Genomic DNA, 22,295 nt, shown 5'->3' on the forward strand with positions numbered 1-22,295 from the left:
ATCGTCTACTCCTTGTACGGGATCTCGCTGAGGGCGTCCGGGGCGGCGGGCGCGACCGGTTCCGCCGGGGTGGCGCCGCGCACCGGGAGCGGTGCGAGCGGTTCCCGGCGGACGGCGGGCCCGGCCGCCGCGCGCGACTCCTCCCAGGCGGGGTACGGGTGGCGGGGGTCGCCTTCGCGCCCGGCCGGGTCGGAGGCCGCGGCGGCCTCCCCGTAGCGGCCTGCGCTCTCCGGCGCACGGGCGGAGGCGATGGCCGGGGCCTCGGGGTCGCCCGACGGTTCGTGGCCGCCCTGCGTGTCGTACGGGTCCTGCGCCTCACCCGGCCCGGCGGGAGCGGGGTGGTCCTGCTCGGACCGGGCCTCGGCCAGGTCGATGCCCCGGCGGAAGGCCGCGAGCAGGCCCGGGTCGTGCAGGACGTCGTTGGTACCGGTGCGCGGGGCGGGGGCCTCGCGCAACTGCGGGACGAGGTTCTCCTGGTGCGCACGGCGCGGGAGTCGGGGCCGCACGTCCTGGTCGGCACGGTCCGCGGACGCGGGGCCCGCCGACCGCTGCGGCAGCGGGGGCCCCTGTCCCTCGCGTCCCCCGGCACCTGGCCGGTCCTCGCTTCCGTCGCCGAACGAGTCGCCCTCGCGCCGCAGTTGACGCGGGGGCACGGGCGCGAACTGCGGGGCGCCGGGCCCGGTGCCGTACGCCGTACCGGCCGCTTCCGGCGCGGACGCGGACCGTCCCGGCCGGTCCTGCGCGGGCCCGTCGGGCGCGGACCGTTCGTGCGCCGACTGTTCGTGCGCGGGCCGGTCCTGGTGCTGACGGCCGGGCTGTACCTGCTGTCCCTGCTGTCCCTGCTGTCCCTGCTGGGCCTGCTGGGCCTGCGGCAACGGCGGTGCGGGCTGCCCCGGCAGGGGCATGGAACCGGTGCCGGGGCCGGGGTGTGCGTGGTCCTGGTCCGGCTGCGGGGAGCCGGTCAGGGCAGTGGGCGGCGGGGCCGGGAAGCCGTCCGCCGGGGTCTCGTCCTCGGCGCCCAGCAGCGTCTGCGGGAGTACCAGCACGGCCTGCGTACCGCCGTAGATGTTGCTCTGGAGACGGACCGCGATGCCGTGCCTGCGGGCGAGTGCGGCGACGACGAAGAGACCGATCCGGCCGTCCTGGAGCAGATGGGCCACGTTGACCCGGTCCGGGTCGGCGAGCAGGGCGTTCATCCGCTCCTGTTCGTGCCCGGCCATGCCGAGCCCCCGGTCCTCCACCTCCAGGGCGAGTCCGGCGGTGACGTGCTGGGCACGGAGCATGACCTGGGTGTGGGGGGCGGAGAACACCGTGGCGTTCTCCACGAGCTCGGCCAGCAGATGGATGACGTCGGCGACGGAGTGCCCGCGCAGGGTCCCGTCGATGGGCGGCACCAGCTTGACGCGCGGGTACTGCTCGACCTCGGCGATGGCCGAGCGCAGCACCTCGGTCAGTCCCACCGGGCTGGACCACTGACGCCGGGACACGGCGCCGCCGAGCACCGCGAGGTTCTCGGCGTGCCGACGGATCCGGGTCGCCAGGTGGTCGACCTGGAAGAGCCCCTTGAGGAGGTCCGGGTCCTCGACCTCCTGTTCGAGCTCGTCCAGGATCTGGATCTCGCGGTGGACGAGGGACTGAAGGCGTCGCGCCAGGTTGACGAAGACCTCGACGCGCTGTTCCTCGCCGGCTCCCGGGGCGGCCTCGGGGGCGCGGAGGAGTTCGGCCGCCTCGACGACCGCGTTGACGGCCGTGTCCTGCGCCTGCCCCATCTCCCGGGCGAGCAGGTCGAAGGCGTCCCCGCCGTAGGTGGAGGCGGGGGGCGGGGTGCGGGGGGCGACGGTCCCGCCCTCGCGGAGTTGTTCCAGCACGCGTTGCAGGTCCGCCTGCCCCTGGGCGCTGACCCGGCGGAGGGCGAGCGCACGGTCGAGTACCCCGCCGGCGACCCGGTGCGCGCCGAGGTAGGCCGCGGCGACGGCGGCGACGGCGAGGGCTCCGGAACCGCCGAGGGCGGCCCAGAGGCTGGCCGAGGGGCGGATCCCGGAGGCCCGCACGGTGAAGAGGACGGCGGCGGCTCCGCTGAGCACGGCGGCCACGCACGGCAGCAGCGCTGTCCGGACCAGCTGGGGGCGTATGCGGACCTCGGGCGGGGGCAACGGGATGCGCTGCCGGTTCGCGGCAGAGTGGGAACGGCCGCCGGGACGGCCGTGCCGCCCGCCCTCACGGCGTTCCGGTCGCGCGTCGGGAGCGCGAAGTTGAGACATCAGTGTCCTTGGTACGTGGGGCCCCAGGAATCGGTGTTCACGCGGTGGCACCTACGGCGGTCGGTCAGACTCCGGTCATCGGACGCCAGGGCCCGGAAGAAAGGAAGCCCTGCGTTGATCACCGGGCACACACGGTAGTCGCCCCGTGTGCGGGCGTGAGAGCCAGTTGTCGAACTTGCCCGGCATCCGTCCCGCTCTGGTATGACGCCTCGCACGGACAGCCGATTACGGCGGCCGGGCCGCGCGCCACCGGCAACGGCCTCCGCTCCCACGCGAGGACGGCCGTGCGCACACGCCCCGTCCGCGCACGCGAAGGAGCCCGCCCGCCGTCACTCCCCGAAGGGGTACGGCGGACGGGCTCCTCGAAGATTGCGCTCAGGCTCTCCGGCCTGGCCGCGTCGCGCGTGGGCGCTGCGGGCCGCGGAGGGTCAGAACGGCATGTGGCCACGGGCACGACGCCCGGCGGAGCCACTGCGGCCGACGGCCTTGGAGCTGCTGCGGAACGGCTTGCTCAGCGCCCGGCCCAGCACGCCCGGCGCCTTGTTGCCGGCCCGCGAGCCGACTCCCAGGGTCCGCTGGGTTCCGTTCTGGGGGTGCCGCGAAAGGCGGGGAACGAAGAACGCGAGCACGGCGAGAACGACACAGACGGCGACTATTCCGACGACAACCATGAAAAGACTCCCTGCATCGTGTTGCTGCTTCGTGGTGTCTTCGCCGTGTGCCCCGCGCCGCCCTTCCCAATCACGCGATGCCGACGGGCCCGTGGGACCGGCCCGTCGGACCGCCCCGTCGGACCGTCCCGTCCGGCTGTCCGAACGGATACCTGGGATGCGGGTACGGGGGCTGGTGCCGCCGCTCCGGGGGCGCTCACAGCGCGGCACGCACCGGCTCGCACACGCGCGGCACGCACCGGCGCGGCGCGTACCGGCGCGGCACGCACCGGCGCGTAGCAGGCCGTGCGTACCGGGGGCCGGCGCGCCGAACGCCGGAGCCGCCGCGCCGTTTTACGCCGAGCGCTGCTGCGGCATCCGCTGCTGGGGGGCCATGCCCTGGGGGGTCCCACCCCGGCCCGGCATTCCCTGCTGGGGTCCGCCTTGGTGCGGGGCCATGCGCTGTTGCTGGGGCCCGCCTTGCGGCGGAGCCATCCGCTGCTGCTGGGGCGCCCGGCGTTGCAGCTCCGCGCCGCCCTGGGGGGCGGGGCTCGCGGGGAAGAACCGCGACAGGTCCCGTTGAATCCGCTCGGCCTCGTCACGCACCTCGGCGGGCACGTCGCCGCGTTCGGACACGAGCCGGGAGTAGGTCGGGGTTTCCTGGAACACGGTGGGTCTCTGCTTTCTGCACGGTGGTGGCCGACCGGCGGCCGGGAGCGGAGCGAACTCGGGCGAGCCTACAGTCGGCCCGCGCCGGGCGGACCGGGGCGTGCGGACCCGAAGTGGGCCCCGGGGGCTTGACGGAAGGGGTACGGGGTGGTGGCCGGTGACGGAGGTCACCGGCCACCACCCCGCACGCGGGGCGGCGCACGCCGGTGCACTCCGGTCCGTGCCGCAGCCCTCACGCGGCCCCGGCCTCAGCCCGACGGCACCCGTAAAGACATTGCTCCGGCGGCGTTTGAATCCGCCGTGACCGGTCAGACGGACCGACGTACCTGATGTCGAGTACAGCAAGGTGTGAGTGACATGGCAGCCGATGAGAAGACCCAGGCCAAGACCGAGCAGGCCACGGGCAAGGTCAAGGAGGCCGCCGGTCGCACGGTCGGCAACGAGCGTCTTACCGCCGCGGGCCGGGCCGAGCAGGCCAAGGGCGACGCGCGTGAGGCCAAGGAGAAGACGAAGGACACCTTCAAGCACTGACCTCCTCCCGCGCAGCCCCGAAGTGCACCGAGCGCCTCCCCCGACGCCCGGTGCCCGTGTGGCCCGGCCTCCGTGCCGGGCCACACGCATGCCCGCCCCCGCTCCACGCGGAACAGGGGCGCAGGGGGCGCCCACCACGGATCACGGTGGCACCCCCGCCGCGCCCGTCACCCGATCCGCACCACCCGCGCCCAGCCGGGCGGCGCGTCGGAGACGTACGCCGGATTGGACTCGTCGTACCTTCGCCGCCCGCCCGGCCGGGCGAACAGGCCCACCACCGTCCGGCAGGACGGCCGGGCGCTCGGCCACGGAGTCTGCCCGTCGGTCAGGGCCACCACCACGTCGGGCGCGGGCCGCGTGCGCAGTGCCCGCGCGAATCCGGTCCGCAGGTCGGTACCGCCCCCTCCGATCAGCGTGAGTCCCTCCGCCTCGCGCAGCGACGGCACCAGGTGTGCGGCGGCGTCGCACGCCACCAGCGAGACCATGTCCCTCCGTCCGCCGATCGCGTGCGTGAGGGCCGTCACCTCGCGCAGTGCGGCGCCGAGTTCGGCGTCGCTGACGGAGCCGGAGGTGTCGATGATCACAGCCACCCTGGGCGGTCGGCGTCGCAGGCTCGGCAGGAGGGCACCGGGGACGCCGGCGGAGCGCCGGGAGGGCCGCCCGTACGTGTAGTCCTCGCCCGTACCGCCGCCGGAGCAGGCCGACCGGAGCGCCGCGCCCAGCAACTGCCGCCACGGCTGGGGCGGCTGGAACGCCTCCTGCGCCCACCTCTTCCAGCCGGCCGGAACGTCCCCCGGCCGTCCCTCAATACCTTGGGCGACCCGGAACCGCACGGCGTCCCGTGCCTCCGGACCGAGGCCGTTCGCCCCCTCCGGCCCGAGGTCCCACTCCCGGTCGTGCCCGTCGGCTCCGCTGCCGCAGTCCAGCCATGCGTGCGCCTCGGTGAGGGCGCCGAGGCGGAAGCGGCGCAGATAGTCCTCCATGAGCTGCCCCTCGGGCAGTTCGAGGTCGGACGGGCGCACGGCGCCCTCGGGTTCCGCCAGGCCGTCGCCGAAGGCGTCGTCGTTGATCTCGCAGTCCGCGGCGATGTTCATGCGCAGCCACTCGCCGGGACCGGCCGTTTCGTGGGCGCGGGAGTACCGGTCGCTGCGCCCGTGGTGGTCGCGCAGCAGGTGCGACACCTCGTGCACCCACACCCCGGCCAGTTCCTCGACCGGGGTCCGGTCCACGAAAGCGGGCGAGACGTAACACCGCCAGTGCCGGTCGACACTCATGGTGGGGACCCGTCCCGACTCCACCGGGTGCAGGGCGAACAGGGCGGTCGCCAGGTACGGCCGGGCCCGCGCGGCCTGCAACCGGGCGGCGAAGAGCTTCTCGCGGTCGAGCGGCCGGTGCGGGACGGAAGCCGCGGTCCCGGTCGATGGCGCGGACTCCGGAACCGTGTGCGGCCGGTGCGCGGACTCCGGAACCGTGTGCGGCCGTGGCGCGGGCTCCCGGTTCACCGGTTGCCGGGGCTCGGGCCGTCGCGGCACTGGCTTCCGGCTCGCGGGTTTCCGGCCCACGGGCTTCGGACCGGTGCCGTCGGCGGGGCTCGGCCCGTTCACCGGCTGCCCCCGGTGACGGTGCGGGCCGCGGCGCGGTCCGCACGGCGGAGGAGCGCGACCGCTCCGGCGAGCCGGTCGACGGACTGCGGCACGTCCCAGTCCTCCCGGCGCAGTGAGGCGAGGGTGGTGGCGGGGACGACCACCAGGTCCGGGGCTCCGGTCTCCATCGCCCGCACCAGCAGCGCCCACGCCGCGTCCCAGCGGTCGTGCGTGGGTCGGTTGCGTACCGCCGCGACCACTCCGTCGAGTACCGCCTGCCGCAGATCGCCGCGCTCGGGCAGTTCGGCGGCCGCCGGATCGGCGAGCAGCGTCTCGGGGTCGGGGAGGTCCAGCCGGTCCAGGCTCGCCAGCAGCTCCAGCCCCGGGCCGTCGCCGACGGCCCCCCGGACCAGCATCGACAGCACCTCCCGGCCGGACCCGGCGGCGGTGGCGAAGGCGATCAGGCGCAGGGTCGACTCCCAGCTGCGGGGGGAGGGCCAGGCGCCGCCCCGGCGGCTCTCGTCGGCGGGCAGCCGGTGGACGAGTTCGGGGCGGACGGACAGCAGACCGCGCACGGCCCGGCGGGCGAACCCGACGGCGTCCGCGAAACGTTCGGGATCGAGCACCGGCAGGGTGGCCCGTGGCCAGGTGCCGCCGAGACCGCGGAGTACCACCTCGTGGTCGTGCACCCACTGGAGGTGGACGAACCGGTTGGCCAGCGGCGGACTCAGCTCCCAGCCGTCGGCGGCCGAGGCGCGCGGGTTGGCGGCGGCCACGATCCGTATGCCGGGCGGAAGTTGGAGCGAACCGACCCGGCGTTCCAGTACGAGGCGGAGCAGTGCGGCCTGCACGGCGGGGGGTGCGGTGGACAGTTCGTCCAGGAACAGCAGCCCCCGGCCCTCGCGTACCAGGCGGACCGCCCAGTCCGGCGGGGCCATCGCGATGCCCTGGACGGCCGGATCGTCCCCGACGACCGGCAGACCGGAGAAGTCCGAGGGCTCGTGCACGCTCGCGATGACGGTGGTCAGCGGCAGGTCGAGGGAGTCGGCCAGCTGGGTCAGCCCCGCGGTCTTGCCGATGCCGGGTTCGCCGCAGAGGAGGACGGGCAGGTCGGCGGCGACGGCCAGGGTCAGCGCCTCCAGTTGGGCGTCGGGGCGCGGTTCGGTGGTGGTGGTGAGCAGCAGGGCGGTCAGCGCGTCGGCGATGTCGAGCGCGGTCGGGGCGAACGGGTCGGCGACGAGGCCGACGGGGGCGAGCGGAGTGCGTGAGGGCATGGGTGATCACCTTGGTGGCTCGTGGGCGAACGCGGCAGTGGGGTCGGTCAGGAACGGGTCCGGATCGGGCACGGCACGGATCGGGGCGGAGTCCGGATCAGGTCAGGGCCCGGATCCGGGGCCGGTCAGGATCGGAACGAGGTCCGGAACGAGGTCCGGAACGGGGCGGAGGGACGCCGGACGGAAGGCCGGCGACGTCGGGCGGTCCCCGGCACGGCGCGGGAGGACGCGCCGGGGCAAGAGGGCGAGGGGGCGGTCTTCCGTCAGCGGGCGGTGGCGTGGCGCGGGTGCGGGCGGCTGTCGCGGGAGCGGCGGTGGTCCGGTGGGATGCTGCCGGGGCCTGCCCGGTCGGGTCGTACGCCGCGCGGGCCGGGGCCCGGTCCGATCAGCCCGGCACGGAACAGCCCGTAGGTGAGCCGCTGTCGGGCCGTCGCCTCCAGCGCGTCCCGGAGTGGGCCGTCCCGGAGCACGGCCCGGGGGCCGAGCAGTCCTTCGAGCACGTCCAGCGCCCCGGTGACATCGCCGTGCCTGAGCCGTTCGTGCATGCCTTCCAGGCAGTCCGGGCGGCGGTGGGCCTCGTCGATCGCCCGCACGCAGGGCAGCGGGGCGCCGGTCAGTTCGGCCAGCAGCTCCTCCCTGCGGACCTCGGCGGGTTCGTGGTCCAGCGCCGTCAGCACCCCGTCGACCAGCGCGATCCGGTGCCGGGCCCCCCGGCAGTCGACCAGGTGCGGATCGCCCGGCAACCGTGCCGCAGGGGCGGGGCCCACGGTCCGCCGTCCCGGTGCCAGGGAGTCGGCGACCAGAGGGTGCAGCCGGTCGGCGGTGAGGGCCCCGGTGCGGAGCAGTTCCACATCCGGCGGGGTCCAGGTCGCCGCGTGGGGCAGTACCGGCAGGGCGGAGGCCGCACCGCCCGGCGGTGCGGCGGTGATCCGCGCAGGATCCGTACCGAGGGCCGGTTCCAGGACCAGCCGCCGCCGGGACCCCAGCCGCACGAGTACGGGCCCGGGGGCCAACCCGTCGGCCCGCAGCAGCAGTTCGGCCTCCCGCGCCCAGCGGTCGACGGCAGGGCGCCCGACCGCGTCGTCGGCGGTCCCGTGCCCGTCCTCGGCCAGGGTGTTCGGCGCGCCGTCGGGCGGCCGGTCGGCGCCGGAGCGTTCCCGCAGTTCGCCGGTCCTGCGGGCGTCCCACAGGTGGCGGTGCAGGTCGAGCCGGAACCGCCGGTCGGGCCGGGTGTGCGGATGGTGGAGCGCCCCGGGGACGGGGTCCCCGTCGCCGCTCCACACCAGCAGGCTCATCCGCTGCTCGGCGTCCGCCCAGGCGGGCGGGGTGCGGACAGCGAGATGGACGGCTTGGTTCCGGTCGTGCCGCTGCGTGCGGTACCGGGCGAGGGTGAGCGTCAGCCCCGGGCGCAGCAGCCCGTCCGGGGCTATCCGCGGCATGTGCCACCGCAACAGGTCGGGGGCGAGGTGGCGGAGGTCGGCCCGTACGAGGGAGGCGAGTTCGCGTCCGTGGGTGCGGGTCAGCCGGCGCAGATCGAGGTCGACGTCGACGCCCGCTGCCGCGCAGGCGCCTGCCCAGTCGCCGGAGCGGCGGCGGGCCGTGGCGGTCTCGATCACGGAGGGCGGCACGGCGAACTGTCGCACGCGCGGCCAGAAGTCGGTTCGGGGGTCTCCGTACGCGGTTTCGGTGAGCATCAGCACTCACCTTGCGCGGACGGGTCCCCCATTCTGCGAACGGAGTGGGTAGTCATCGCCGGGAGCATACGGCCCCGCGCCACCTGGCGCCATGCCTTTTCTCCCGCCGGGCGCGTCCCGCAGGTGACGGAAAGCGGTTCCGACGTACCGGCTTGACGACACTTGGGGCGAACACGCCTCCCGCGCAACCGACTTGGTTCGAATCACGCGGACCCGTACTGGCTCCGCCACCCGCACAGCCTCTCGGGAAGTGGAGGCCCCCGGTTGAGAACGAGAAGAGGTGCCTGAGCTGCCTGAGGTGCCTGCTGGTGGTGCCCGTGTCAGGCCAGCACTTCCCGAAGCCAGGACCTTTCCGCGCGGCTGGTGGCACGGGCGATGGTGAGCATGCCGCGCCGGTAGGGGTCGTCGGTGTCGTCGGCACCCAGTGGGCGGTCACCGTCGTGGAAGAAGCTCGCCGGCTGTTCGAGGAACTCCAGTCGGCGGCGCAGTACCGCGTGCTGGTCGGCGGTGTCGGGCAGGTGGGAGAGGAAGGCCAGGACGGTGAAGTAACGGGTGCTGTCGCTGATGGCAAAGCCGTCGGCATCCCGCAGTCGGCGCAGCAGCTCGCGGCGGCCGGCATCGGTCAGGGTCAGGGTGTACCGCCGAGCGGCCGAAGCGCCTGGTTCGGTCTGCCGAGCGAGCAGTCCGGCGCTGACCAGCCGGTTGATCGCCGGGTAGAGACTGCCGTCGCTGACCGGCCGGGCATGACCGGACAACTGAGCTATGCGCTGACGCAGTTGATACCCGTGCAGTGGCTCCTCAGCCAGGAATCCCAGGATCGCGAGTTCGAGCATGCTGCTACTCTCGCACATCGAAACGAGGTACCTCGAATCGATGCAGGAGGCGGGCATGACGTACACCGAGGAATGGGTGACCACGCGAGCGCGTAACGCCTACGAGTACGGCCGGGCATCGTTCGGCGTACGGCCCGAACGGACAGCACTGCTGGTCATCGACATGCAGGACGAGTTCGTCCGGCCCGGCTGGAGTCCCTACTGGGTGCCCGCGGCCACTCGGATGGCGCCACGGCTGCGGCAACTCGTCGAAGAGTGCCGGGGCGCCTCGGTTCCGGTGATCTGGACCATTTTCGATGACACCCATCTCGGTCTGGACCGGCCGCACGCCCTGCGGTTCCTCCCGCACGCCGACACCGAGTGGCGCCGGCCGGGCCCGGCCGAGGTGTGGGCTCCGATGGGCCGCCGCCTCGACGAGGCCGTGATCCGCAAGCCCTCCTACGGGGCGTTCTACGACACCCCGCTCGACACGGTGCTGCGCAATCTCGGCCGCGACACGGTCATCGTCACCGGAACGCTCACCAACTACTGCTGTGGCACCACGGCCCGGCAGGCATACGAACGCGGCTACAAGGTCGTCTTCGGGGCCGACGTCACGGCCACCGACGACGAGTCCCGGCAGGAACCCGAACTCGCCGTCCTGCGCAAAGGCTTCGCGCTCGTTCTGACCGCCGAAGAGATCACCAACCGACTGACCGCAGCCCCACCTGCGTCACGGGACGAGGAGCGGACGTACGTCGCCTGATGCGGCACCGGGCGTACTGCCCCGCGTCGCACCGCCCTTCACCACCCCGCCCCCCTACTGCCCCGGCGTCGCCGGGCCCGTGGGCAGGGGCAGCGACGACGCGCTTCCCGGCGACGGCGTGGCGGTGGCCGCTTCGGGGGCGGAGGCCGAGGGGACGGGGGCGGCCGTGGGTCCGGAGTCTGCGGGCTGCGGGGACGGCGCGTCCGGGGGCGCGTCGCTCGGGCCCGGTTCCGCGGGCACGGGGGCGGCCGTCGGGGTGCCCGCGGGGCGCGGCACGGGCGGGGACGTCGGGGCGGGCGGGGAGGCGGGGAGGACGGGCGGCGGGGCCGTGCGGACGGGCAGCACCAGAAGCACCGCGCCGGCACACAGCAGTCCGGTTCCGACGCCGAGCGCGGCGCGGCGGCGGCGCCGGGAGACCGCGCGCCTGCGGACCGCCTCGAACCGGCCCGGGGGCGCGACGAGCCGGTCGGGGGCGGGCCGCAGGATGACGGCGAGGAAGTCGTCCTGCTCGAACTCCGGGTCCTCGTCAGCGCGTGTGATCAAGGCTTCTCCTCAGGTGGGCGCGGAGCAGTTCGCGGGCCGCGTGGAGATCGGCCTTGATCGTTCCTTCTTTGCGTCCGGTCAGTTCGGACACCTCCCGCACCGGCATGTCGGCGTAATAGTGCAGCAGGATCGGCACCCGCAGCCGTTCGGGCAGCGACTGGACCAGCATCCGGACCGACGGATCCTCCTGCTCGGCGTGCGGGCCGACGGCGGCCTCGGTCGTGACGCGCCGGATGGTCGTGCGCTCGCGTTCCAGTCTGCGCCAGTGGTCGCGCACCAGGTTGGCGGCCGTGACGTAGAGGAAGCCGCGTGGCTCCTCCACGTGGGACCAGCGGGACCAGAGCCGGGTGAACGCCTCGGAGGCTATTTCGTGGGCCGTCCCGTCGTCGTCGACCAGGCGGCGGCACCATCCGGCGAGACGCGGATAGAGGGCGGCGAACAGCTCGGACGCTGCTCTGTCGCGGGACCGGTTCAACGCTCTCCAGGTTTCTGACGGGCCGTGCCGGTGGGGGTGTGCGCCGCACGGGAGATACGGAACGTGGTGGCACCGGATCCGGCGGTGCGGGTCCCCGCCACCCGTGCCGCCCGGCCCGTCAGGGAGGACAGCCGTACGGGTGGACGGGTGGACGGGTTCCACGGGTGGGGCGCCGGGTGCGGGAGAGGAGCGCCGGGAGCCGGGGCGCGGGGTCCCCGGTCCGGTTCGCCGTCACCGCGCGCCGGGGCCGAGTCCGGCGAACACGATCACGTTGTCGCGGTAGCCCTGTCCGGTGCGCGGGCCGCCGCAGGTGATGAGGCGCAGCTCCGGCCGGTCCACGTTCCCGTAGACGTCGTCCGTCGGGAAACCGGTCTTGGCGACGGTCCGTACGGAGGTCACCGCGAACACCACGGAGGCGCCGCCCTCCAGGCGTACGTCGACATGGTCGCCCCGATGCAGCCGGGCGAGGTGCCGGAACACCCCGTCGCCGTAGGAGCCGACGGTGGCGTGGCCCAGCAGCACCGACGGGCCGGTGCGGCCCGGAGCGGGCGAGTGCCGGTACCAGCCGGCGACGTCGTGCGCCTCCATCGGCGGCACCTCGACGGTGCCGTCCGGGGCGAGGCCCAGACGCATGACGGCGGTGTCCACGCCGATGGCCGGAACGAGCAGCCGGACGGGCGCCGGGGCCGCGCCCGTGCGCGCGGAGCCGGTCGGCCCGCCGGACGCCGGCGCACGGGCTGCGTCCGGGGCCGACGGGGCGCCGTGCGCCGGGCCGGCGTCCGGGCCGTCCGGCCGGGCCCGCGGTGCCGGATCGGCGTCCGGGCCGCCGCACCCCGCCAGGAGCGAGGTCAGCGCGGCGGCCCCGAACGCCCGCCTGGAGAGAGCGGTCACGCCTCGTTCGCCCGGCGGCGGACCACGAGGAATCCGGCCCCGCCCAGTGCGGCGAGGGCGGCCGCGCCGCCGCCGATCAGGGCGCCGTCGCCGCCGGAGGTCGCCGGGTCGGACCCGGCGACCTCACCGGTGTCCGGGGCTCCCGACGGCACCACGGCGACCTGGCTCGGCGCGTCCGCCGGCACGGGCGCGGCGCTGCCGGGCTGCTCGGTGGCTGCGGGCTCGGGGGTGGCGGCTTCGGCGGTGGCGGGTGCGGAGGCGGCCGGGGTCGGCGCCTCGGTCGGCGCGCCGGGGACAGGCGACGGGGCCGAGCCGTCGGCGAACGCGGGCGCGCCGCCGGCCAGTACGGCGGTGGTGGCGGCAAGTACCAGGGCACTCAGGGCGGTTCGGCGCACAGGTCGCTCTCTTTCGTCGTCGGCACGCCGGGGGAACCGGCGGGCTCGTTCACGGGACGCACCAAGAGACGAGGGAGCGAGGGAGCGGGTTGTAAAGGAATGGCAAAGCCGGCGGGGCGGTCCCGCCCCGTACCCGGACGCCACGCGCGGCCCCGCACCGCGTACGGGACCGGGCCGAGGGCTTGTCGGCCGGAGGACCGAAGTCCCGGTGACGGAGGGTTCGACGGCCGAGGGCTCGACGGCCGAGAGCTCGACGGCGGGGTTCAGCCGTCGGTCGGGGCCGGCGGGGCGAGGTGGGCGCAGCGGCGCTTGCCGGTGGCCGCGAACACCCGCATGCGGTGCATGAGGTCGCGGGTCAGGCGGCGTTCGAGCGTGGTGCGCCAGGCGTAACCCGGGTAGCGGGTGCGCAGGTGGGACAGGGCGCGCGAGCCCAGGCCGCTGCGGTGGAACTGGTGCGCGACGTCGAGGCCGGTGATCAGCCCCTGCCCGCAGGAGCGGCAGACCTCGAAGGTCACCTGGCCGACGACCTTGCGGAAGTGGACCATCAGCAGGCACTGGACGGCCGTCTCACCGGGCGCGGTGGGCTGGACGAGCTCGATGTCCCGGTAGACCACGATCCTCCGGTGCCATTCGCCCCGGCGATGACCGGGTCGGCGGTGGCGGCCCGCCTTGCGGTGCTCGGGGCGGGCGGCCCCGGTCCCCGGAACACCGGAGGCACCGGAGGCGATGACGGGTGCGTGCGACCGCGGGAGGATTCCAAGCATTTCTCTCGCTTGCCCCGTCACCGTCCCCCGATGCGCGGTGGCCGGGGACCGTTCCCGCACCGCGTGCGCGGCACGGCCCCCGGACCGGCGCTACCGGCTGAGGCGCCGACGGTCCGCGTCGCTCCATTTGCGCACGTCACGCGGGGTGACGTACGGCTCCGAGTCGGCGGGGAGCCCGCCCGCGATGGCGCGGCCCCGGGCCAGTTCGGCGTCGAATTCCAGGCCGAGCAGAATGGCGAGATTGGTGATCCACAGCCACACCAGGAAGATGATCACCCCGGCGAGCGCCCCGTACGTCTTGTTGTACGAGCTGAAGTTCGCGACGTAGAACGCGAAGCCGGCCGACGCGGCCAGCCAGATCACCACGGCCAGGAAGCTGCCGGGGCTGACCCAGGTGAAGCCGCGGCCCTTGGCGTTGGGAGCCGCCCAGTAGAGCAGGGCGATCATGAGGGTGACGAGCACCACCAGCACCGGCCACTTGGCGAAGGACCAGACGGTCATCGCGGTGTCGCCGACGCCGAGGGTGGTGCCGAGACGGTGGGCGATGCCGCCGGAGAGCACGACGATGAGGGCGCTGGCGCACGCCATGACCATCAGGGCCACGGTCATGCCGACCCGGATCGGCAGCACCTTCCAGACCGGGCGCCCTTCCGGCAGGTCGTAGACCGCGTTGGCCGAGCGGATGAAGGCGGCGACGTAGCCGGAGGCGGACCAGAGGGCGGCGAGCAGGCCGACGACGGCGAGCAGCGAGCCCGTGCCGGCGCTCCCCTGGAGCTGGTTCACGGCGTCCGTGAGGATGTCGCGCACGGAGCCCGGCGCCAGGTCCCGCAGGTTGTCCAGCACCTTCTGCGTGGTGTCGCGGCCCGCGATGCCGAGCAGGGACACCAGCACCAGCAGGGCCGGGAAGAGGGCCAGCACGCTGTAGTAGGTGAGTCCGGCGGCGCGGTCGGTGAGTTCGTCGTCCTTGAACTCCCTCGCCGTCCGGCCCAGGACCCGGAGGAAGGAACCGAAGGAGAGGTCCGTGGGGTGGTCGGGGGCGTTGCGCTCGACGTCGTCGCCCGGACCGGGCCGGTCGTCGTCCGCCGTGCCGGCGGCGGGTCCGTCGTCGTCGCCGCGGGACTCCGCCCGCCCGCCCGCCGGGGCCTTGGTCAGGGCGTCGTCGGTCCGGGGACCGTAGGGGGCGGCACCGTCGGTCCAGCCGTCCGGTCCGGGGCCGGTACGCGGGTCGGACGAGGTACTGAGCGGGCCCGTGGCGTCCGTGCGGGGGGCGGTCCCCGCTTCCTGCTTCCGGAAAAGCTTCATCTCTTCGTTCATGCCTCTCTGGGGGAGGGCGCCCGTCCGGGCACGTACGGGGTACGGGTGTCGGTCCTGAGCCCCGCGGCCGGCGTCCGGGGGTTCGGGGGCCGGGGATTCGGGGGCCGGGGCCGGGGTTCGTGCGGAGTACCGGGCCGACGAGGAGCGCCGAGCGCGTGGCCCTGGGCCTCGGGGGTCCGTGGGCCACGCGCTCGGCGCGTCCTGCTGCCGCCGGGCCTTGCGGGACCGGGTCCGTACCTGGCGGGTCCCGCTCACCCGGCGTCCGGCTGTCGTCGGCCGCTCAGGCGGGCCAACTGCCCGTCGCGCGGCGGACGGCGATGGCGCCGCCGCGGTCGACGGCCGCCTTCACCGCGGCGAACACCGCGCCCCGCAGGGACATGGCGAGCAATATCTCTCCCCAGCCGCGGTCCTCGTCGGTGGCGCTCGGCGCGTCGTCCTGGTGGCCCAGCCGCTTCCACAGCTGGTCGAACACGGCCCCGGCGACCAGACCGCCCGCCGCGCCGACCGCGAAGCCGACCGGACCGTAGACGTTCTTCGGCACCTTCCGCATCAGCGCGTCCCCCTGCGGCGGACGACGAGGACCAGCACCAGCGCCGCCGCGGCGCCGACCAGCAGCGGAACGCGGTTGCCGCGTGCGGTGTCCGCGACCTCGTGGGCGGTGTCCTGCACGGCCTGCGGCGACTTCTCCCGCCACGTGCCGGCCGCGGTGGCGCCGGCGGACGCGAGGTGTTCCCTGGCCTGCCCGGCGATCTCCACCGCCTGCGTCTTCGCCTGTGCCGCGCTCTTCGCGGCCTGGGCCTTGGCCTCGGTGGCGAGTTCCTTGGCGCGCGCGGCGGGCACCTGGCCCTTCGCCGCGAGGGCCTCCACGGTCTTCCCCGCTTCCTGACGGGCGCCCTCGGCCCGTGCGCGCAGTTCGCCGGCGGTCGGCGTATGGCCGCCCTTGCCGCTGTCCTGGGAGAAACCGTTGCTCATCGGTGTGCCCTTCCTGAGTCGCGCCCACGGCGTGCCGGAAGGTCTCGGTCCGGCGCGCTCTTTCCTGGTGCGCTCCGGGTACCCGGTCGTACGGGGTTCAGGCATCCGGCGGCGCAGGACGCCCCGCGACGCGTGGTCGGGCGGCGCAGGACGCTCCCGCGACGCGTCGTTCAGCGCACGCCGCTGGGACGGAACTGGATGCTGATCCTCGGCCCGCAGGGCCGGGCGGTCTTGGGAACCGCGTGCTCCCACGTGCGCTGGCAGGAACCGCCCATGACGATCAGGTCGCCGTGCCCGAGCGGGTGGCGGACCGTGTCGCCCGCGCCGTGCAGGGGGCGCAGCAGCAGGTCGCGCGGGGCGCCGACGGAGACGATGGCGACCATGGTGTCCTCGTACGATCCCCGGCCGATCCGGTCGCCGTGCCAGGCGACGCTGTCGCGGCCGTCGCGGTAGTAGCACAGGCCCGCGGTGGTGAAGGGCTCTCCCAGCTCGCCGGCGTAGTGGGCGGACAGCGCGGCCCTGGCCCCGGACAGTACCGGGTGGGGCAACGCGTCGCCGGAACGGTAGAAGGAGAGCAGCCTCGGCACCTCGACGGTCCGGTCGTACATCTGCCGCCGCTCGGCACGCCACGGGACGTCCCCGACCAGCCGTTCGAACACCTCGTCGGCCCCGCTGAGCCAGCCCGGGAGCAGGTCCACCCACGCACCGCTGCCCAGCTCCGTCCGGCGCAGACCGTCGAGCGGCGCCAGGGCGGGGGTGTCCGCCTGGTCGAAGAGCGAGCTTTGGAGGTGCGTAGTGGACATGGTTCCACCGTAACGCAGAAATAGAACACGTGAGCTATTGCCGCATGGCGCGGCACCCTGGCGAGGCAGACGCACCCGTACCGGCCCGAACCCGAGACCTGCCCCGTCCCGGTCCTGGCTCCGTCCTCCGCCCCGGCCCAGACGACCCGGCCCCGACGCATCCCGGCCCGCGACATCCCGCCCTCGCTCCCCGTCGAAACGCTCAGCGCCGGACATACTTCCCATCGGAGTCCGCATCGTCCTCCCCGAGCATTCCTGAAGGAGCCCTTCATGGCCTTGTCCCGCGAAGAGCGTGAGCAGTTCCTGGCCGAGCCGCACGTCGGTGCGCTGGCCGTGGACGCGGGACCCGGGCGGGCGCCGCTCACGGTGCCGATCTGGTACCAGTACACGCCCGGCGGCGACCTGTGGATCCTGACCGGGCGCGCGTCGCGCAAGGCCGTCCTGATCGCGGCGGCAGGCCGGTTCTCCCTGATGGCCGACCGGTTGACGCCGACGATCCGGTACGTCTCGGTCGAAGGCCCGGTCACCTCGACGGTCCCCGCCACCCGCGAGAAGCTGGTGGAGATCTCCGCGCGCTACCTCCCCGCCGAGAAGGTCGACGCCTACGTCGACTTCGCGTGGGAGGCGCACGGCGAGCAGGTGGTCATCACGATGCGCCCGGCCCACTGGCTCAGTTCGGACCTCGGCGGAAGCTGATCCTGCGGAGCCCGGCGCACCGCCTTCCGCGGGCGGGGCGGTACGCCGGACGAGCGGTCAGCCGGCCGTGGCCGCGGGAGCGGCGGCGTCGCTCTCCCGGTCCGCGCCGGACGCGTCGTCCGCGGGCAGGACGCCGGGGAGCGTGAAGACGAACCGGGTGCCGTCCGTGTAGTCGGTGTCCAGGGCGATCGAACCGCCGTGGTGCTCGACGATCTTCTTGCACAGGGCGAGCCCGATGCCGTTGCCCGCGTAGCTCTCACGGGTGTGCAGCCGCTGGAAGATGACGAAGACCCGGTCCGCGTACTCGGGTGCGATGCCTATGCCGTTGTCGCTGACCGAGATCTCCCACTGCGGGCGAGGGTCCTCGGTCTCGCTGCCGTCCCGGCCGTCGTGCCGCACCGCGCTCGCCATCCGCCGGGCTTCGACCCTGATGCGGGGCGGGGTGTCGGCGGCGCGGAACTTGATCGCGTTGGACAGCAGGTTCTGCAGTACGAGACCGAGCTGGGTGGGCTGCCCCTCGACCGTCGGAAGGCCGTCGTACGCGACCGTGGCGCCGGTCTCCTGGACCGCCAGATCGAGGTCGTCCAGCGTTCGCCGCACCAGGTCGCCGAGGTCCACCGGGCGGTCGTCGGTGTGCAGCCGGCCGACCCGCGAGAAGGTGAGCAGGTCGTTGATGAGGTTCTGCATCCGGTTGGCGCCGTCGACCGCGAAGGCGATGTACTGCTTGCCCCGGTCGTCGAGCTGCTCCGCGTAGCGCCGCTCCAGCAACTGGCAGAAGCTGGCGATCTTCCGCAGCGGTTCCTGGAGGTCGTGCGAGGCGACGTAGGCGAACTGCTCCAGTTCGTCGTTGGACCGGCGCAGTTCGGTGGCCTGCTCGTCGAGCCGCGCGCGGGCGACGTCCTTGAAGTGGAGCTCCTCCGAGAGGCGGCGGCGCATCGCGTCGACGTCGCCCGCCAGGTCCTGCACGTCGGCCGGGCCGGTGGGGTCGATGGCGTGGGCGAAGTTCCCCGAGGCCACCTTCCGGACGTCGGCGCGCAGCCGGTCCAGCGGGCGCTGCACGCCGAGCCGCAGGCCGGCGAAGGCCAGGGCCATCAACGCCAGCACCACCCCGCCGATCACCATGAACACGGTGTTGCGCATCGTGCGCGCCGCACCGAGGTCGGCCCGTGCCCGGTCGCGTTCGGCCACGATGCCGGCCTGCTGGACGCGCAGCGCCTGGCGTACCGAGTCGAACTGCTTGCGGCCCTCCTCGGCCCGCTGCCGGGCCAGCGGCATCGGGTCGACGGAAGCGGAGACCGGCCGGGCGACGTACGCGTGCCAGGTCTCGACCCGCTCGTTCACCACGGCCAGGTCGGCCTGGGCGTGCGCGTCTCCGGAGATCAGCGGCTTCAGTTCCCCGACGGCCTTGCGCTGCTGGTCCAGACCGTCGCGGTAGGGGTCCAGGAATTCGATGCGCCCGGTCAGCCCGTACCCGCGCACGCCCGTCTCCTGGTTGACCAGCGCCGCCTCCATGCGTACGGAAGCGATCAGCGCGGGCGACCAGCGTTCGACGAGCCGCTGGTTGACCGCCGTGGCACGCACCAGCGCCCAGGTCCCGCAGCCGCCGAGCACCACGAGCACGACCAGGGCGAGGGCCGTGCCGACACCGAGCCAACGGCTGGTGGACCAGCCGTTCCGGGGGGACGACGTGCGCGGCCGTACCGGTCGGACCTCGTCTGCGGTGCTCTGCACGGCGGTGCCTCTCTGCTGCGTGTACTGCCTCCGGCGCGTTCCGGAGCGCCGTCAGACTATCCCTCCCGACAACCCAGGTTGTCGGCGGTCCCCGCTTCGGTCTACGGTGCGCACATGGCAGCGGAGACAGGAGCGCGCACCCACCCCGACGAGCTGGCCGAACACGCACGCCGGGCCGTGGCCGATCTGGCGCGGCAACTGGCGCGGATGCCCGCCGCGCCGGCCGGCGAGAGCCTGGCCGACACCGAGGGATGGACCGATCCGCTGGCCTCCCTGCGCGCGCTGTCCTATCTCAGCCGCGCGGTGGAAGAGTGCGCCGCCGAGGCCGCTCGCGCGGCCGCCGGAGAAGGCGCCGGCTACCCCCAGCTGGGCAGCGCCTGGGGCGTCAGCCGTCAGGGCGCCCGCAAACGCTGGCCCGGACTGGTCTTCGCGGCCCACCAGCCCACCCGCCCCCTACCCAACGACTCACGGAGTTCGCACATGAACGGGCTTGCCCCCCGGCGCACCTACACCGTCCTGCTCGTCGAGGACGATGTCGCCGACGCCATGCTCATCGAAGAGGCCCTGATCGAACGCGGCATGGCCCGGGGGATCAACCGCGTCGACGACGGGGTGTCCGCCCTGGAGTACCTGCGCGACCCGGCCACGGAACGCCCCGATCTGATCGTGCTCGACCTCAACATGCCGCGCATGAACGGCCGCGAGCTGCTGACGGTCCTGAAGAACGACGCCGCGCTGGCCAGCATCCCGATCGTCGTCCTGACGACCTCGGCGGCGCCCGACGACATCCAGGACGCCTACACCCAGCACGCCAACGCCTACGTCACCAAGCCGGTGAACCTGGACGACTTCGTGCAGACGGTGCAGAGCATCGACAGCTTCTTCCTGGAGACCGCCGTCACGCCTCCGCGACCGACGGAGGACTGACCCCACCCGACCGCCGACCGGTCCGGTGCCCGCGCCCCGCCCGTGCGGGGCGCGCGCACCGGACCGTCGTGCGTCCGGAGCCGGTCCGCGTGCCGCCCCGGGGCCGTGGCTCCGGGGCGGCCGCGCGACCGGCGCGGTCAGATGCGTACCGCGGCCTGGTAGCTGCCGACGGTGTTCATGGACTCGTAGCGCACGTACGCGCCGGGATAGGGGGCGTGCAGCACGGTGTTGTTGCCCGCGTACAGGCCGACGTGCGAGGTGTTGCTGAAGAAGACCAGGTCTCCGGGCTTCAGGGCACCGCGCGCGATGCTCGCGCCCTGGTTGATCTGGGTGTACGTGGTGCGGGTGATGTCGACTCCGGCCTGGGCGTAGGCCCACTGGGTCAGTCCGGAGCAGTCGAACGAGTTGGGGCCGGTCGCCGCCCGCACGTAGGGCTTGCCCACCCGCGTGTCGGCTGCGGCCAGGGCGGAGGCGCCGAGGGAGGAGGCCGGGACCTCGTTGCCGAGTTCGACCCGGTCCCCGGCGGCGCGGCTGGCGCGCTGCTCCTCCTGGGCCATCCGGGTCCGCTCGGCGGCGGTGAGGGTGTTCAGGAGCGACTGCGCGTCGGCGAGCTTGCTCTGGAACTTCTTCTTGTTCTTGCCGAGCGCCTCACGGACCTCGGCGAGTTGCGCGAGCTTGCCCTGCGCCTCCTTGCGCTCCTGTGTCAGGGTGCGCTGCTTGGCCTGGATCTTCTGCAGCGACTCGGCCTGCTTGGCGGTCAACTGGTCGAGTGCGGACGCCTGTTCGAGGAAGCTGTCCGGGTCGGACGCGAGGAACAGTTGCAGGGACGGGTCCATGCCGCCGCTGCGGTACTGGGCGGTGGCGATCGAACCCAGCTCGTCCCGGAGGGTGTTGAGGTCGGCCTGCTCGCGGGCGACCTTGTCCTGGAGCGCGTCGACCTGCTTCTTCAGCTTGTCCTGCTGCTCCTTGGCCCCGTTGTACTTCTCGGTGGCCTCTTCCGCCTCGTGGTAGAGCTTGTCGACCTTCGCCTTGACCTCGCTCTTCGTCGGCTTCGGGTCGGCGTGCGCGGCCTGGGAGGACAGGGCCACGGCTGCGGCGGCGGTCGCGGTGAGCACGGTCACGCGGGTGCGGCCCGGCTGTCTGGGGCGGCGGTGGGAGGCCACGGAGGCGAACTCCTTCTTGCTGACGCCGCCAACCGGCAGCGTGGAGGGCTGAGTTCCCCGGTCTCCCGGGGGCGCCACGAACGTGACGGCACCTTCGCCGTCACCCCGAACGGGCGACCTGTCGTGCGAAGGTTCGAAGCCTGACCCTAGTGACCATCCTGTGACCAATTCAATCCGGGACGGACGAATGTCGACACACAACGCGCATGGTGCGCTCACGATTCACCATCTGTAGATGGCTTACTGACCAGGCGTGACGCGGCGACGGACCCCTCCCGCGCGCGTACGGGCCGGCGGCTACGGCCGCCGTCACGCGTCCGCGCCCGGGACGGACCGGCTCGAACGGCCGCCCGCGTCTACGGTCCGGCCGGACCGCACCCGCACCCGTCCTCGCCGCCACCCCCGCGTAAGATCGCAGGTCCACGCCCGAGGAGGGTGTCCGCCCGATGACCACCGCCGTCCCCCCGGCCCGCACCGCCGGGGGCCCGTTCGCCGTCCGGCGCCTCACCCGCGCCGAGGACGGTGAGACGCTGCACGGACTGCTGTGGCACGCGGGCCCCGGCTGGAGAATGATCAGCTCCGCCGTGCTCGGCGGCGGCATCGGGGAGCGTTCCTGGGTCCTCAACGCCCAGGTCTCGCACGGCTACCGGCGTACCGACCCGGAGGCCCACCTCGCCGACCTGGCCCGGGACGCCGGTGTGCGAGGGCCGGGGGTGGGCCTGATGACGGCCGCCGACGTCCGCACGTTCGGCCGGGCCCACGACGACGGCGTGGACGCGGTGGTCACGGCGGGACTCGGCGTACGGGGGTGGGCCGCCTCGGCGGCCGGGGGCAGCGCCACGACGCCCGCACCGGGGACGGTCAACATCGTCGTCGCGGTTCCGGCGGCGCTCACCGACGCAGCGCTGGTCAACGCGGTGGCCACCGCCACCGAGGCGAAGGTGCAGGCGCTGCTCGACGCCGGGTACGACTGCTCCGGCACCCCCACCGACGCGGTGTGCGTCGCCGCCCGTGTCCCGCGTCCGGGCGACGAGGTCCACGCCTTCGCCGGCCCCCGCTCCATATGGGGCGCGCGGGCCGCCCGCGCCGTGCACCGGGCCGTACGCGCCGCCGCTCCGGGGCCCTGACACGGGCGGGCGCCACAGCGCCCGCAGGCTCCCGGATGGGCGGGGGTGAGGTCGCGTGGCGAGATTCCGCCACCGAGGCGCGCCTTACTGGACGGACTCGGTGGACGCCCGACCGGCGCCACCGGTCCGGTCCGCCGACTCCTGGCCGTCGGCTCCTGGCCGTCGGGAGAACGGCCATCGCGCGGGGGCTGCCCGGGAAGGCCGTGACTGCCGGGCACCACCACCGGGCACGGCCCGCGGAAGGCCCCTGACGC

Annotated in this window: 23 protein-coding genes; 5 read left to right on the top strand and 18 right to left on the bottom strand. The window is 74.1% G+C overall.

Annotated features, from left to right (window positions below):
* Positions 1–5 precede the first annotated feature (5 nt).
* From Q0994_RS15275 to Q0994_RS15285, 3 genes are all read right to left on the bottom strand, one after another.
* Complete coding sequence (locus Q0994_RS15275) at positions 6–2,261, bottom strand: ATP-binding protein (RefSeq protein WP_299534484.1); 2,256 nt, start codon at positions 2,259–2,261, stop codon at positions 6–8.
* 428 nt (positions 2,262–2,689) lie between these two features.
* The gene (locus tag Q0994_RS15280) at positions 2,690–2,932 is read right to left on the bottom strand and encodes a DUF6411 family protein (RefSeq protein WP_299534487.1); all 243 of its coding nucleotides are present in this window, start codon (positions 2,930–2,932) and stop codon (positions 2,690–2,692) included.
* Between the two features lie 333 nt (positions 2,933–3,265).
* Positions 3,266–3,580: a hypothetical protein gene (locus Q0994_RS15285; protein WP_299534877.1), complete on the bottom strand. Its 315-nt coding sequence runs from the start codon at positions 3,578–3,580 to the stop codon at positions 3,266–3,268.
* A 357-nt stretch (positions 3,581–3,937) separates the two neighbouring features.
* Between Q0994_RS15285 and Q0994_RS15290 the strand changes: the two genes are divergently transcribed.
* Positions 3,938–4,111, top strand: coding sequence for a CsbD family protein (locus Q0994_RS15290; RefSeq protein WP_299534490.1), 174 nt, complete (start codon positions 3,938–3,940; stop codon positions 4,109–4,111).
* Positions 4,112–4,278: 167 nt separating this feature from the next.
* Here Q0994_RS15290 and Q0994_RS15295 read toward each other — a convergent pair whose 3' ends face one another.
* The 4 genes from Q0994_RS15295 to Q0994_RS15310 form a co-directional block, all read right to left on the bottom strand.
* Entirely contained in the window at positions 4,279–5,613 is a 1,335-nt protein-coding gene (locus tag Q0994_RS15295) for a DUF2201 family putative metallopeptidase (protein WP_299534493.1), read from the bottom strand.
* Positions 5,614–5,711: 98 nt separating this feature from the next.
* Positions 5,712–6,968 carry an AAA family ATPase gene (locus Q0994_RS15300; RefSeq protein ID WP_299534496.1) on the bottom strand — a complete coding sequence of 419 codons (1,257 nt, stop codon included), beginning with the start codon at positions 6,966–6,968 and terminating at the stop codon, positions 5,712–5,714.
* A 263-nt stretch (positions 6,969–7,231) separates the two neighbouring features.
* Positions 7,232–8,662 carry a hypothetical protein gene (locus Q0994_RS15305; RefSeq protein ID WP_299534499.1) on the bottom strand — a complete coding sequence of 477 codons (1,431 nt, stop codon included), beginning with the start codon at positions 8,660–8,662 and terminating at the stop codon, positions 7,232–7,234.
* Between the two features lie 320 nt (positions 8,663–8,982).
* Positions 8,983–9,495 carry a PadR family transcriptional regulator gene (locus tag Q0994_RS15310; protein WP_299534502.1) on the bottom strand — a complete coding sequence of 171 codons (513 nt, stop codon included), beginning with the start codon at positions 9,493–9,495 and terminating at the stop codon, positions 8,983–8,985.
* On the opposite strand from Q0994_RS15310, the gene Q0994_RS15315 reads away from it, so the two are divergent.
* Positions 9,494–10,240, top strand: coding sequence for a cysteine hydrolase family protein (locus tag Q0994_RS15315; protein ID WP_299534505.1), 747 nt, complete (start codon positions 9,494–9,496; stop codon positions 10,238–10,240). The genes Q0994_RS15310 and Q0994_RS15315 overlap by 2 nt on opposite strands.
* A 54-nt stretch (positions 10,241–10,294) precedes the next feature.
* Here Q0994_RS15315 and Q0994_RS15320 read toward each other — a convergent pair whose 3' ends face one another.
* The 9 genes from Q0994_RS15320 to Q0994_RS15360 all read right to left on the bottom strand — a co-directional run bounded on the left by Q0994_RS15320 (position 10,295) and on the right by Q0994_RS15360 (position 16,397).
* Positions 10,295–10,783, bottom strand: a complete 489-nt coding sequence (locus Q0994_RS15320) for a hypothetical protein (protein WP_299534507.1) — start codon at positions 10,781–10,783, stop codon at positions 10,295–10,297.
* A complete protein-coding gene (locus Q0994_RS15325) occupies positions 10,767–11,258 on the bottom strand; it encodes an RNA polymerase sigma factor (protein WP_299534509.1) in 492 nt (163 codons plus the stop codon). The genes Q0994_RS15320 and Q0994_RS15325 overlap by 17 nt, the downstream gene beginning before the upstream one ends.
* A 231-nt stretch (positions 11,259–11,489) precedes the next feature.
* Positions 11,490–12,149, bottom strand: a complete 660-nt coding sequence (locus Q0994_RS15330) for a class F sortase (protein WP_299534511.1) — start codon at positions 12,147–12,149, stop codon at positions 11,490–11,492.
* Positions 12,146–12,544, bottom strand: a complete 399-nt coding sequence (locus tag Q0994_RS15335; protein WP_299534514.1) for a sortase-dependent protein — start codon at positions 12,542–12,544, stop codon at positions 12,146–12,148. Before Q0994_RS15335 ends, Q0994_RS15330 begins: the two co-directional genes overlap by 4 nt.
* 263 nt (positions 12,545–12,807) lie before the next feature.
* On the bottom strand, positions 12,808–13,308 hold the full coding sequence (locus Q0994_RS15340; protein WP_299534518.1) for a hypothetical protein: 501 nt from the start codon (positions 13,306–13,308) through the stop codon (positions 12,808–12,810).
* A gap of 90 nt (positions 13,309–13,398) precedes the next feature.
* Entirely contained in the window at positions 13,399–14,460 is a 1,062-nt protein-coding gene (locus Q0994_RS15345; protein ID WP_299534859.1) for a YihY/virulence factor BrkB family protein, read from the bottom strand.
* 442 nt (positions 14,461–14,902) lie between these two features.
* Positions 14,903–15,172 (bottom strand): DUF4235 domain-containing protein, encoded by a 270-nt coding sequence (locus Q0994_RS15350; protein WP_299534520.1) that lies wholly within the window; start codon positions 15,170–15,172, stop codon positions 14,903–14,905.
* Positions 15,172–15,594, bottom strand: a complete 423-nt coding sequence (locus Q0994_RS15355; RefSeq protein WP_299534523.1) for a hypothetical protein — start codon at positions 15,592–15,594, stop codon at positions 15,172–15,174. Before Q0994_RS15355 ends, Q0994_RS15350 begins: the two co-directional genes overlap by 1 nt.
* Positions 15,595–15,764: 170 nt before the next feature.
* On the bottom strand, positions 15,765–16,397 hold the full coding sequence (locus tag Q0994_RS15360) for an alpha-ketoglutarate-dependent dioxygenase AlkB (RefSeq protein ID WP_299534525.1): 633 nt from the start codon (positions 16,395–16,397) through the stop codon (positions 15,765–15,767).
* Positions 16,398–16,667: 270 nt separating this feature from the next.
* Here Q0994_RS15360 and Q0994_RS15365 point away from each other — a divergent pair, with 270 nt between their 5' ends.
* Positions 16,668–17,093 (top strand): pyridoxamine 5'-phosphate oxidase family protein, encoded by a 426-nt coding sequence (locus Q0994_RS15365; protein WP_299534528.1) that lies wholly within the window; start codon positions 16,668–16,670, stop codon positions 17,091–17,093.
* Positions 17,094–17,150: 57 nt separating this feature from the next.
* Here Q0994_RS15365 and Q0994_RS15370 read toward each other — a convergent pair whose 3' ends face one another.
* Positions 17,151–18,824, bottom strand: a complete 1,674-nt coding sequence (locus Q0994_RS15370) for an ATP-binding protein (protein WP_299534530.1) — start codon at positions 18,822–18,824, stop codon at positions 17,151–17,153.
* Positions 18,825–18,938: 114 nt separating this feature from the next.
* Here Q0994_RS15370 and Q0994_RS15375 point away from each other — a divergent pair, with 114 nt between their 5' ends.
* Positions 18,939–19,751 carry a response regulator gene (locus Q0994_RS15375; RefSeq protein WP_299534533.1) on the top strand — a complete coding sequence of 271 codons (813 nt, stop codon included), beginning with the start codon at positions 18,939–18,941 and terminating at the stop codon, positions 19,749–19,751.
* A 137-nt stretch (positions 19,752–19,888) separates the two neighbouring features.
* On the opposite strand, the gene Q0994_RS15380 is transcribed toward Q0994_RS15375, so the two are convergent.
* Complete coding sequence (locus tag Q0994_RS15380; protein WP_299534861.1) at positions 19,889–20,914, bottom strand: NlpC/P60 family protein; 1,026 nt, start codon at positions 20,912–20,914, stop codon at positions 19,889–19,891.
* 446 nt (positions 20,915–21,360) lie between these two features.
* Here Q0994_RS15380 and Q0994_RS15385 point away from each other — a divergent pair, with 446 nt between their 5' ends.
* Complete coding sequence (locus tag Q0994_RS15385) at positions 21,361–22,041, top strand: adenosylcobinamide amidohydrolase (RefSeq protein ID WP_299534535.1); 681 nt, start codon at positions 21,361–21,363, stop codon at positions 22,039–22,041.
* The last annotated feature ends 254 nt before the right edge of the window (positions 22,042–22,295 follow it).

Source organism: uncultured Streptomyces sp. (assembly GCF_947488945.1).
Lineage (GTDB): Bacteria > Actinomycetota > Actinomycetes > Streptomycetales > Streptomycetaceae > Streptomyces.